The following is a 12,335-nucleotide window of genomic DNA, read 5'->3' as shown; positions in this document are numbered from 1 at the left end:
AAGGCAAGCAAGGTGACCGTGATGTCCGCAGTTCCCACCCCCGACCAGTGGCGCAGCATCCGCCTGCGCCCGGAAGACAACGTCGCCGTCGTGGTCAACGATGGCGGCGCCCCGGCCGGTGCCACGTTCGAAGACGGCGTGACCACGCTGGAGCCGGTGCCGCAGGGACACAAGGTGGCGCTGGTGGACATCGGCAAGGGCCAGGCGGTGCTGCGTTACGGCACCGCCATCGGGTATGCCAACGCGAACATCGCACGCGGCGCCTGGGTCAGCGAACAGCTGCTCGACATGCCCGCCGCGCCGGCGCTGGATGCGCTGGACATGACCTTGCGACCGGCACCTCCGGCGGAGCCGCTGGAAGGTCACACCTTCCAGGGCTATCGCAACCGCGATGGCAGCGTGGGCACGCGTAACATCCTGGGCATCATGACCAGCGTGCAGTGCGTGGTCGGCGTGCTTGGCCATGCGGTGGAGCGCATCCGCGCCGAGCTGTTGCCCAAGTATCCCAACGTCGACGATGTGGTGGCGATCAACCATGTCTACGGCTGCGGCGTGGCGATCACCGCGCCGGAGGCGATCATCCCGATCCGCACCCTGCGCAACATCGGCCGCAACCCCAACTTCGGCGGACAGGCGCTGATCGTCGGCCTGGGCTGCGAGAAGTTGGTCCCGGAAAAGCTGCTGCAGGACGATGCCGACGCCAGCGACAGCGCCGTCTATCGCCTGCAGGAGGCCAGCATGGGCTTCCAGGACATGGTCGCCTCGATCATGGAATTGGCCGAAACGCGGCTGAAGCACCTGGATCAGCGCCGGCGCGAGACCATCCCGGCCTCCGAGCTGGTGGTGGGCATGCAGTGCGGCGGCAGTGACGCGTTCTCCGGTATCACCGCCAACCCCGCGCTGGGCGTGGCGGCCGACCTGCTGGTGCGCGCCGGCGCGACGGTGATGTTCTCGGAGAACACCGAGGTGCGCGATGGCATCCAGCTGCTGGTGCCACGCGCGGCCAATGAAGAGGTCGCCAAGGCGCTGGTGCGTGAAATGGCCTGGTACGACAACTATCTGGCACGTGGCCAGGCCGACCGCAGCGCCAACACCACGCCGGGCAACAAGAAAGGCGGGCTGAGCAACATCGTGGAGAAGGCGATGGGTTCGATCGCCAAGTCCGGCTCCTCGCCGATCAACGGCGTGGTCTCCCCGGGCGAGCGAGTCAAGGGGCGCGGTCTGCAGTACTGCGCGACCCCGGCCAGCGATTTCGTCTGCGGCACGCTGCAGACCGCCGCCGGCATGAACCTGCACATCTTCACCACCGGCCGCGGCACGCCATATGGCCTAGGGATGGTGCCGGTGATCAAGGTCGCCACCCGCAGCGAGCTGGCGCGGCGTTGGTCGGACCTGATGGACGTCGATGCCGGCGTGGTCGCCACCGGCGAGAAGTCGCTGGAGGACCTGGGCTGGGACATCTTCCAGCTCTATCTGGACGTGGCCAGCGGCAAGCAGACCTGGGCCGAGCACCACCACCTGCACAACGATCTGGCGCTGTTCAACCCCGCACCAATCACGTAATCGGTGCCCGAGGGGCGCGGAAGGTCGGCGCATTCCGTCGCGCTTGCCTTGCTCGGCGAGGCTGGCGGCTGCGCTGGCCAAAGACGTTGCGTCATCCGCGTGCCGGCGAAAGCATGCTCGCGGCGGGCTGACGTCGGCACTTCTTCGCCCATGCCGCATGGGGTCACGGTGGCCTGACCCGGTGTGCGGGTTGCCTCAAGCCGCGTGCGGCTGTGTGCCCGCTGTGTGCTGCCGGTAGCCCAATGCCTCGGTGAGATGGACGCTGGCGATGTCCTCGCTTCCGGCCAGGTCGGCAATGGTGCGGGCCACGCGCAGGGTGCGCTGCATCGCGCGCGCGGAGAGCTGCAGCCGGTCGATGGCGCGTTCCAGCAGGGCCTGGTCGGCGTCGGCCAGTCGGCAGCAGGCGAAAGTCTCGGCCTGGCCCAGGCGTGCGTTGAGCGTTCCGTTGCGCGCGATCTGCCGGGCGCGCGCGGTCTGCACCCGGTCGCGCACCGCCTCGCTGTCCTCGCCGGGCGCGGCATCCGGGCGCAGATCCTGCGGCGGAACCCGGGGCACCTCGACCTGCAGGTCAATCCGGTCCAGCAGCGGGCCGGAGAGCTTGGCGCGGTAGCGGGCGATGACCTGCGCGCTGCAGCGACAGCGCCCGCTCGTATCGCCTGCCCAGCCACAGGGGCAGGGATTCATCGCGGCCACCAGCTGGAACCGGGCCGGGAACTCGGCACTGCGCGCCGCGCGTGAGATGGTGACCGTGCCCGACTCCAGGGGCTCGCGCAGGACCTCCAGCGCGCGTCGGTCCCACTCGGTCAGTTCGTCCAGGAACAGCACGCCGTGGTGGGCCAGGGAAATCTCGCCCGGGCGTGGCTGCGCACCGCCGCCGACCAGGGCGACCGCGCTGGCGGTGTGGTGAGGAGAACGGAACGGACGCTGGCGCCAACGGGACGGGTCCAGCCCACGGCCGCTGACCGAGGCCACCGCCGCGCTCTCCAGCGCCTCCGCTTCGCTGGCCTCGGGCAGGATGCCGGGCAGGCGCGAGGCCAGCAGGGTCTTGCCGCAGCCAGGGCTGCCGACGAACAGCAGGTGATGCCCGCCAGCGGCGGCGACCTCCAGCGCCCGACGTGCATGAGCCTGGCCGCGGACATCGCGCAGGTCAGGCATCGGCACGGCCGCCACCTGCGCAGGCTCGGCCAACACCGGGGGGCGCGCGCCGGACAGCATCGCGCAGACTTCCAGCAGGGTGCGCGCGGTGCAGGCGCCGCCATCGCGCACCAGCGCCGCCTCAGGCCCGTTGCCCAGCGGCACCAGCAGGCGCCGCTGGGCCCGCGCGGCGGCCAGGACGGCCGGCAACGCGCCATCGACCGGGCGCAGCTCGCCGGTCAGGCCCAGCTCGCCGAGGAATTCCCAGCCGGCCAGGGCCTGCCGGTCGATCTGCCCGCTGGCCGCCAGGATTCCCAGGGCGATGGGCAGGTCGAAGCGGCCGCCCTCCTTGGGCAGGTCGGCCGGTGCGAGATTGACCGTGATGCGCCGGGCGGGAAACTCGAACTGGGCACAGAGCATCGCCGCCCGCACCCGGTCGCGGCTTTCGCGCACGGCTGCTTCGGGCAGGCCGACGATCTGGGTGGAGGGCAGGCCGCCGGACAGGTGCACTTCGACCTGCACGCCGGGCGCATGCACGCCGGCGCGGGCCCGGCTGTGGACCAGGGCAAGACTCATGGGGACGCTCCTTGTCCGCCGGAGGGGGCTAGCGCTGCGGCGCGCTCCGGGCTTCCAGCGCGGCCACTTCGCGCTCCAGGGCCTCGAGCTTTTCCCGGGTACGCAACAACACCGCGCGCTGCACCTCGAACTCCTCGCGGGTCACCAGGTCCAGCTTGGACAAGCCGGATTGCAGCGCACTCTTGAAGGTGCGCTGCAGGTCCTCGCGCGATTCGCGCAGGCCGGGGGGCACCAGGTCGCTGAGGCGACGGGCGAGGTCGTCGATGGGATTGAGGTCGATCATGGGGCACTCCTGCCGGGGACGGGCATCAGGCTCGCATCCGCAGGGCGGAAGCGGCCATCGGCCGATGCCGCGGGGCAGGGTCGGACAATTCCGAGCCTGCCCCGCGGGCGGGTGTGCATTGGACCGGATCGACGCCCGGCTGCGCAATGCGCCGGGCGCGTGGGCTCAGGCCTTGGCCCAGCGGTAGAAGCGCTTCCAGCCGTTGCGGACCCCGGTCACCCAGCCGCGCTGGGCGACCACCTGGGCGCGCTGGCCGGTGATCTGGCGACCGGTGAGGCGCTGCTGGATCTTCAGCGCGTTGGCCAGGTCCGAGCGACGTAGCTCACGCAGCAGGGGCAGGCGCATCATCCAGCGCGGCAGGCGCATGGCCGAGGCGTAGTCCAGCAGCACCAGGGTGCCGCCGCTGACCATCAGATTGGACGTATGCAGGTCGTTGTGGGTGATGCCGGCCGCGTGCAGCTGGGCGATGAGCGAGCGCAGCTGGCGGAAGACCGCCGTTCCGGCCTGTGCGGCCTCGCCGCCCAGCGCGGTGCCGGTGATGAACTCCATGCCCAGCAAGAGCCCGCCCGCAGTGCCCAGCAGCATGGGGGCATGACGCCAGCCCGCCAGATGCCGAAGCATCCGCGCCTCGCGCCAGACCAGCAGGCGCGCCAGCGGCGCCATCGGCGTGCCGGCATAGCGGCGGTAGTCCTTGACCACGACTGGGCGGCCCTCATACGGGGTCACGTAGACGTCGGGCTCCAGGACGCGCTCGCCGCGTTTGAGCAGTTTGGCGCTGGCCGGCAGCCGGGCGCCGGGATGGAAGGGAAGCAGGGCGGAATTCATGGGGGTGACATCTCCCGCTGGCGACGCCGGTGTCACGGCAGACGGCAGGAAAATGATTACTGTACTTTGTGGTTCGGCAATCAATTCTAACGTCTTTACGACATCAGGATGTAACGTTTTTCCGACAGGACGTGCGGACACACCGTTGCACGCGCAGCGGTTATCCGAGGTTTTGGGTTCAGGCAGGCCGTGCCCGAGGGCTGAACGGTCCGAGAAGGGCGCGGTGCTGCGCCCGGCGCCTCAGCGATCCATGAGACGGTCGACGGCCTGCCGGCCCAGTGCCGGGTCGTCGGTGAAGAAGGCATCCACGCCGGTGCCGAGGAGGCGATGCATTTCCTCCAGCGTGCCTTCAATGGCGCGCGCGGCCGGTGCATCGCCCTGGCGCAGGGAGGCGGGCAGGAAGAAGTTCTCCGGCCGCAGGGTCCATGGCGCCACCCGCAGCCCGGCCGCGTGGGCATCGCCCACCAGCGCGGTGGGTGGGCCCAGCCGGCCGTCCTCCACCGGGACAATCGCCCGCACCGATGGCCCCAGGTACTGCGCGTAGGCGGCGATGGCGCGCAGGCCCGCCGGCGTGATCATGTCGGCATAGGTCTGGGTGCCGCCGGCGGCCAGCACGTCGCCGGGCTGGCTATCGGGCTGGTCGATCAACTGCAGCAGCGCGATGTTGGATCGCTCCGGTCCCAGTAATCCGTGCAGTTCCTTCAGGTTGGACACTTCGAAGGACTGGATCACCACCGGCGCGGTGCGCGTGTAGGCGTGGGCCTGCAGGGTGTCGAGCACCTTGCGCTCCATCGCCAGGCCGCGCTGCTGGAAGTAGCTGGGATGCTTGATCTCCGGGATCAGCCCGATCATCCGTCCGCGCGCGGCCGCCTCGGCGGCGGTGAAGTCGATGATCTCGTCCAGGGTGACGATCTGGAACTGGCCGTCGAAGGCGGTGCCGCGCAGCTCCGGCAGGCGCTCGCGCGCGCGCAGCGTTTTCAGTTCGGCCAAGGTGAAGTCCTCGGTGAACCAGCCGGTGACCGCATGGCCGTCGATGGTCTTGCTGGTCTTGCGCGCCGCGAACTCCGGATGTGCGGACACATCGGTGGTGCCGCCGATCTCGTTCTCGTGGCGGGCCACCAGCGCGCCGTCGCGGGTGGCGACCAGGTCCGGCTCGATGAAATCCGCGCCGTCTTCGATGGCCTTGGCGTAGGCGGCCAGGGTGTGCTCGGGGCGCAGTGCGCTGGCGCCGCGATGGGCGATGACCAGCGGGCGATCGGTGGGCAGCGGGGTGAGCGTCATGTCCTGGGCTTGGGCCTGCGAGAAGACGGCGGCGCCCACGCAGCTCAGCAGCAACAGGCGCATCGGCATCATGCAGGACTCCGGGGCGGGGACGCGGGATCGGTGACCATGCACGCTGGCCGGTGGCGGTGGCAAGCGCATGACAGCGCGCCGGTGCGGCCTACGAAATAAGAAAACCGCGCGGCGGGCTGCCGCGCGGTTTGGGTGTCGGCCCGGCAGGCGAGGGCGCGCCTCAGCCTTCGCCCAGGGCCTCGGCCACGAACGGCGGCGGCACCAAGGTGCCGGTGTGCTGGTGGGCGGTGTAGTACAACGTGTCGAACGGCTTGGCTTGCGCGTCCTGGGTGCGGAACGCGAAATCCGCGCCGGCGTCCTTGGAGGCGATGGTCACGCTCCACCAGCCGGTCGGGTAGCACGGCTGCGGGAAGGGCAGGGTCTTGAAAGCCTTGAAGCCAGCCTTGCCCATTTCCGCGCGCATGTCCTTGATCAAATCCAGCAGGGCCAGCGGCGATTCGGACTGCTGCACCAGCAGGCCATCGGGCTTGAGCGCCTTGAAGCAGCTCTCGAAGAAGGCCTGGTTGAACAGCCCCTCGGCCGGGCCGATCGGATCGGTGGAATCCACGATCACCACGTCCACGCTGCCGGCCGGGCAGTTGGCCATGTAGGCCACGCCGTCGTCGAACAGCAGTTCGGCACGCGCATCGCCGTTGGACTCGCACAGCTCGGGGAAGTACTTCTCGGCCATGCGCGTGACCTGCTCGTCGATGTCGCACTGGGTGGCGCTTTCCACGCCCGGGTGCTTGAGCACCTCGCGCAGGGTGCCGCAGTCGCCGCCGCCGATGATCACCACGCGCTTGGGATTCGGGTGGGTGAACAGTACCGGGTGGCTGATCATCTCGTGATAGAAGAAGTTGTCCTTGGTGGTCAGCATCATCGCGCCGTCGATCACCATCAGGTTGCCCCAGTCAGTGCTCTCGAAGATCTCGATCTTCTGGAACGGCGACTGAACCTCGTCCAGCTTGCCCTTCAGGCGGAAGCCGATCGCAGAGCCGGTGGGCTGGAAGTGTTCGATGTACCAGTTGTCGCTCATGAGGAGGTCCTGTGCGGGCGTGGCGGGCACAAGGGCCGGCGCCGGGCGGAAAAGGGAGGGTGCGGCAGGGTCCTGCGCGCGAGGCGGCGCATTGTAACGAAGCGCAATTCCCCAGACGTTACAATCCGCGGCCGTTTTCCCCGCAGACAGGCGCACGTCCCGATGAGCGATTGGTCCGCCGACCAGGCCCGCAAGACCTACTCGATCCCGCACTGGGCCGACGGGTATTTCGACGTGGACGCGTCCGGGCGGGTGATGGTCAGCCCGCAGGGGCCGGGTGGTCCGGCCGTGGCCTTGCCCGAAGTGGTCGATGCCGCGCGCGCCAATGGCGCCAAGCTGCCGCTGCTGGTGCGCTTCCCGGACATCCTGGGTCAGCGCCTGGGCAAGCTGCAGGCGGCCTTCGCCCAGGCCCAGTCCGACTGGAACTATCCCGGCGGCTACACCGCCGTGTACCCGATCAAGGTCAACCAGCATCGTGGCGTGGCCGGCACCCTGGCCAGCCACCACGGCGAGGGTTTTGGCCTGGAGGCCGGCAGCAAGCCCGAACTGATGGCCGTGCTGGCGCTCTCGCGCCCGGGCGGGCTGATCGTCTGCAACGGCTACAAGGACCGCGAATACATCCGCCTGGCGCTGATCGGCCGCAAGCTGGGGCTGGAGACCTTCATCGTCATCGAGAAGCCCTCCGAGCTGAAGCTGGTGCTGGAGGAATCCCGCGCGCTGGACGTCAAGCCGGGTCTGGGCGTGCGCATGCGTCTGACCAGCCTGGGCGCGGGCAAGTGGCAGAACAGTGGCGGCGACAAGGCCAAGTTCGGCCTGTCCCCGCGCCAGGTGCTGGACCTTTGGAAGTCGCTGCGCGATACCGAATACGCCGAGTGCCTGAGCCTGCTGCATTTCCACATGGGCTCGCAGATCTCCAACGTGCGCGATATCGCCAACGGCATGCGCGAGGCGGTGCGCTACTTCGTCGAGCTCTCGCGCCTGGGCGCGAAGATCAGCCACGTCGACGTCGGTGGCGGCCTGGGCATCGACTACGAAGGCACGCGTTCGCGCAGCTACTACTCGATCAACTACGGGCTCAATTCCTACGCCGGCAACATCGTCCAGCCGCTGGCCGAGGCCTGCGAGGAACACGGCTTACCTGCGCCGCGCATCGTCACCGAGTGCGGCCGCGCCATGACCGCGCACCACGCGGTGCTGATCGCCAACGTCTCGGAAGTCGAAGAAGCGCCGGAAGGCCGCGTGCCCGATGCCCATGACGACGAGCCGGCCGCCGTGCGCCATCTGCGCGAGATCCATGCCGAACTGGACGAGCGTCCGGCGGTGGAACTGTTCCAGGAAGCGCAGCATTTCCATGCCGAAGGCCTGAGCGCCTACGCGCTGGGGCAGATCGACCTCACCGCCCGGGCCCGCATCGACGACCTGTTCTACGCCATCGCCCACGCCGTGCGTGCGCGCCTGAGCCACGAGGAAAAGAGCCATCGCCCGATCCTGGACGAGCTCAACGACCGCCTGGTGGACAAGTACTTCGTCAACTTCTCCGTGTTCGAGTCGATCCCGGATGTGTGGGCCATCGACCAGGTGTTCCCGATCCTGCCGATCGAGCGGCTGGACGAAGCGCCGACGCGGCGCGGCATCATCTGCGATATGACCTGCGACTCGGACGGCATGGTCAAGACCTATGTCGAGAACGAGAGCCTGGACACCTCGCTGCCGCTGCATCCGCTGAAGCACGGGGAAAGCTACCGCATCGGTTTTTTCCTCGTGGGCGCCTACCAGGAGATCCTGGGCGACATCCACAACCTGTTCGGCGACACCGACGCGGTGGAAGTCACCTGCGCCGATGGCGCCACCCGCATCACCCAGCAGCGCCGTGGCGACACCACCGATGTGATGCTGGACTACGTGGGTTATTCGCTGGCCGACCTGCGCAGCGCCTACGCCCAGCGCGTGGCCGCCGCCGGCCTGTCGGCCGAGCGCGCGAACGAACTGTCCCAGGCGCTGGAAGCCGGCCTGACCGGCTACACCTACCTGAGCGACGAGCCGCTGGGCTGACCTCGCGGCCTGCCTGCTCGTCGCAGGGCGGGCACGGTTGGTCGCATCGACCGGGCCGGCGCATGGCGTTGCCTTCTGGCCTGTGGGGGAATGGGGCCTTCTTCGCGGACGGCTCCGTTCCCCATGAAAATCAGATCCAGCACGGTCACCCTGGTCATTCTTTCCTTCCTGGCCGTGTGGCCGGCGTTTGCCGCGCCCAATGATCCGCGCGACGTGGCCGCCGTGCGCCAGGTCGTCGAAGCGTTCCGAACCTCCATCGTCGAGAAGGACAAGGCCAGGTTCACCAGGCTCTTCTTCTCCGAAAACCCCGAGCGGGTGAATTGGCAGTTCGTCAACGACGACGCGCGCATGGCGCGATTCCACAGCCTCAAGCCCGATGCGAAAAAGAGCCGGTACATCCCGGCGTCCAATTACCTCAACTTCATCGATTCGGTCGTCTCCAGTGCGAAGTCCAGCGAGGAGGTGTTTTCGGAGATCAGGATCGACACCGATGGCGAGGTGGCGTCCGTGGATTTCGACTATGCCTACCTGGAGGACGGCAGGCAGACCAACTGGGGGCGGGAAATGTGGCACTTGGTCCGCACCGAGGCTGGCTGGAAGATCATTTCGGTGATCTGGTCGATCCGCGACCCCGCGCCCGCGCCCCGCGTGGAAGCGCCGTTGCCCGATCTTGGACGCGCTCGATGACGCCTGGCGGACAAGCGCCTGGTCCAGGTTTGCGCATTCGACTCGATCTGAGGCCCATGGCGATCACGCGCAGGGCGTGGCGGCTGCCAAGCGCTCGTCCGCGCTGTCCGATGCGCGCTGGAAGCCGACCCAACCGGCTCGCCTGCATGAACGACAAGTCGCGACGGTGGGACCGTCACCCTGTCAGGGAGGCGTCCTCGCCGCGCGCGAGGATCGCGTTGTAGAACTGGTGCGCTGCCGTGGACAGGAGCTGACCACGCCGGCTGACCAGGCCGATCGTGCGCGTCACTGCCGGATCCACCAGCGTCACGGCGGTGAGCAGTGGGTGGCCTTGGCGCGGGAGTGCCAGACGTGGCACCACGGCGATGCCGACCCCGGCCTCGACCAGGCTGACCACGCTCATGATGTGGCGGACTTCGCAGAAAGGGCGGGGCAGCTCAGGAGCGCCGGCCAGGGCCAGATCGAGAACGAAGCGATTGCCACTGGCTCGCGCCACGCTGATGTAGTCGTGGCCGGCCAGGTCGGCCCAGCGCAACTCGGAGCGGCTGGCCAGCGGATGCGCGTGGTGACAGGCCACCACGAACGGTTCGGTCAGCACCGGTCGGAATTCCACCTCTGGCTCCTGCGCGCCGATGTAGTTCAGGCCGAAATCGGCCTCCCGGCGGATCACGCTGGACAGCCCGTCGCTGGCGCCTTGATCGACTACGCGGATCAGGATCCTGGGAAATCGCGCATGGAAGTCGCGCAGTACCTCGGGCAGGAAATGGGTGACGGCTGACGGCACGCACGCCACGGTGACCTCGCCTGCGACGCGCGCGGACAGTTCACTGGCGCCCAGGAGCGAGGCATCGAATTCGTTGATCAGCTCGCGCGCCCTGCGCGCGAAGTTGCGCCCGAACGCGGTCAGGTCGACACGACGCGTCGTGCGTTCGAGCAGACGAACGCCCAGGGCGCCTTCCAGCTTGGCGATACGTCTGGACAGCGCCGGCTGGGAAAGATGGATCTCCAATGCCGCGGCGCTGAAGTTGCCGCGCTCAGCGACGGCGACAAAGGCACGAAGGTCGCTCAGGTCTGTATTTATGCTCGCCATGCATAAGGCCCTCAGATTTTTGCAGTTCTAAACGCGGAATGGATCCGTCAGCATGGCATTTCGCAGGTTTTGCCATCGTTGATGCCGGAGGATCATGCATGAATAACATCAATCGTCGAATGCTGCTGAAGGCGGGCGCCCTTGCACCGTTGACCGCTGCCGTGCCGGTCTTCGCGACAAGTGGGGGCAATGACCGCCAGGCTGCGCCCGCGCCCGACGCCGACACCGTGCGGGCCGGACAGGGCGTGACCCGGACCCTGGCGCGCTACCTCGTGGGTGCGCAGTACGAGGACCTTCCGGAGCAGGTTCGCAAGGAAGGAACCCGGACGCTGTTCAACTGGGTCGGCGTGGCGGTCGGCGGATCGCATCACGAGACCGTCGATCGCGCGGTGGCGGCGCTGGCGCCGTTCGCGGCGCCGTCGCAGGCGCACTTGCTGGGCCGCAGCGAGCGCTTCGACATCATGAACGCGGCCTTCGTCAACGGCGTCGCCAGCCACGTGTTCGACTTCGACGACACCCACCTGAAGACCATCATCCACCCCGCCGGTCCCGTGGTGTCGGCCCTGCTGGCGCTGTCCGAATACCACCCGGTCTCGGGCCGTGACTTCCTCAACGCGGTCGTGCTGGGCGTGGAGACCGAATGTCGCATCGGCAACGCGGTCTATCCCAACCATTACGACATCGGCTGGCACATCACCGGCACTGCCGGCGTATTCGGCTCGGCCGCCGCCACCGGCAAGGTGCTGGGCCTGAGCGAGCAGCAGATGGTCTGGGCGCTCGGGCTGGCCGCCTCCCAGCCGGTCGGACTGCGCGAGTCGTTCGGTTCGATGAACAAGAGTTTCAATCCGGGCCGGGCCGCGGCCAATGGCCTGTTCGCCGCCTTGCTGGCCGCGCGCGACTTCACCAGTTCCGACGCCATGATCGAAGCCAAGCGTGGCTGGGCCAACGTCCTCAGCACCAAGCAGGATTATGGTCAGATCACCGATGGCCTGGGCGAGCACTACGAGGCGGCGCTCAACACCTACAAGCCCTTCGCCTGCGGGATCGTCATCCATCCGGCCTTGGATGCGGCGATAAAGCTGCGCAACCAGTACCACCTTCAGCCCGCGCAGATCGCCAGCGTCGCCTTGAAGGTGCATCCGCTGGTGCTGGAACTCACTGGCAAGAAGGCGCCGCAGACCGGCCTGGAAGGGAAGTTCAGCATCTACCACGCGGTGGCGATCGCGCTGGTGCAGGGCGCGGCCGGGGAACGCCAGTTCAGCGATCAGGCCGTGCACGACCCGGTGGTGGTCGCGCTTCGCGACAAGGTCACCGCGACCGTCGACCCGGCGATCAAGCCGGAGCAGGTGGACATGACCATGACGTTGGCCGACGGCCGCACCTTGCACAAGTTCATCACCCACGCGGTCGGCAGCCTGGAAGTGCCGATGAGCGATGCGCAGCTTGAGGCCAAGTTTGCCGACCTGGCCAAGGACATCCTGCCCGATGCCCAGGTGCGCCAGCTGATGGGGGCCTGCTGGAATGTCGCCCAACTGCAGGACGCCGCGCAGATCGCGCGTCTGGCCGTGCCCGCGCACGACGCCTGAAGCCGGCCTTGTCCCGCGCCGTTTGTGTTGCGGCGGAGTGGGCGACGAGCGAACTGCCAGGCCACCGAGACAGGACGGGGCCTGCGGCCGCTGGTGCGGACCGCCGGTGGCGGAAAGATCCGCCCCGTGATGTGCATGATCCGCGTCCCGCCGGTCAATGCGGGTTGCGCC

10 protein-coding genes are annotated in these 12,335 nt (G+C 68.3%); 4 read left to right on the top strand and 6 right to left on the bottom strand.

All coding sequences use genetic code 11. The annotated features are described in order from the left end of the window. Positions 1-21 precede the first annotated feature (21 nt). Positions 22-1,563 (top strand): galactarate dehydratase, encoded by a 1,542-nt coding sequence (gene garD, locus PJ250_RS05035; protein ID WP_271647451.1) that lies wholly within the window; start codon positions 22-24, stop codon positions 1,561-1,563. A gap of 195 nt (positions 1,564-1,758) precedes the next feature. On the opposite strand, the gene PJ250_RS05030 is transcribed toward garD, so the two are convergent. From PJ250_RS05030 to speE, 5 genes are all read right to left on the bottom strand, one after another. Further along, positions 1,759-3,273 (bottom strand): YifB family Mg chelatase-like AAA ATPase, encoded by a 1,515-nt coding sequence (locus PJ250_RS05030; RefSeq protein ID WP_271647450.1) that lies wholly within the window; start codon positions 3,271-3,273, stop codon positions 1,759-1,761. Between the two features lie 28 nt (positions 3,274-3,301). Then, positions 3,302-3,556 carry a ubiquinone biosynthesis accessory factor UbiK gene (locus tag PJ250_RS05025; RefSeq protein ID WP_271647448.1) on the bottom strand — a complete coding sequence of 85 codons (255 nt, stop codon included), beginning with the start codon at positions 3,554-3,556 and terminating at the stop codon, positions 3,302-3,304. Between the two features lie 165 nt (positions 3,557-3,721). Continuing rightward, a complete protein-coding gene (locus PJ250_RS05020; protein ID WP_271647447.1) occupies positions 3,722-4,381 on the bottom strand; it encodes a BUD32 family EKC/KEOPS complex subunit in 660 nt (219 codons plus the stop codon). Positions 4,382-4,621: 240 nt separating this feature from the next. After that, positions 4,622-5,662, bottom strand: coding sequence for a glycerophosphodiester phosphodiesterase (locus PJ250_RS05015; protein ID WP_271648534.1), 1,041 nt, complete (start codon positions 5,660-5,662; stop codon positions 4,622-4,624). 232 nt (positions 5,663-5,894) lie between these two features. Then, positions 5,895-6,749, bottom strand: coding sequence for a polyamine aminopropyltransferase (speE, locus tag PJ250_RS05010; protein WP_271647446.1), 855 nt, complete (start codon positions 6,747-6,749; stop codon positions 5,895-5,897). Between the two features lie 162 nt (positions 6,750-6,911). Between speE and speA the strand changes: the two genes are divergently transcribed. Then, entirely contained in the window at positions 6,912-8,801 is a 1,890-nt protein-coding gene (speA, locus tag PJ250_RS05005) for an arginine decarboxylase (RefSeq protein ID WP_271647445.1), read from the top strand. A gap of 123 nt (positions 8,802-8,924) precedes the next feature. Further along, positions 8,925-9,488: a nuclear transport factor 2 family protein gene (locus PJ250_RS05000; RefSeq protein WP_271647444.1), complete on the top strand. Its 564-nt coding sequence runs from the start codon at positions 8,925-8,927 to the stop codon at positions 9,486-9,488. A 175-nt stretch (positions 9,489-9,663) separates the two neighbouring features. Here PJ250_RS05000 and PJ250_RS04995 read toward each other — a convergent pair whose 3' ends face one another. Next, positions 9,664-10,578, bottom strand: a complete 915-nt coding sequence (locus PJ250_RS04995; RefSeq protein ID WP_271647443.1) for a LysR family transcriptional regulator — start codon at positions 10,576-10,578, stop codon at positions 9,664-9,666. A gap of 98 nt (positions 10,579-10,676) precedes the next feature. Between PJ250_RS04995 and PJ250_RS04990 the strand changes: the two genes are divergently transcribed. Next, entirely contained in the window at positions 10,677-12,164 is a 1,488-nt protein-coding gene (locus PJ250_RS04990) for an MmgE/PrpD family protein (protein ID WP_271647442.1), read from the top strand. The last annotated feature ends 171 nt before the right edge of the window (positions 12,165-12,335 follow it).

This window comes from Pseudoxanthomonas sp. JBR18 (assembly GCF_028198165.1).
In the GTDB taxonomy this organism is placed as follows: Bacteria; Pseudomonadota; Gammaproteobacteria; order Xanthomonadales; family Xanthomonadaceae; genus Pseudoxanthomonas_A.
This window is presented reverse-complemented; position numbering and strand designations above follow the sequence as displayed.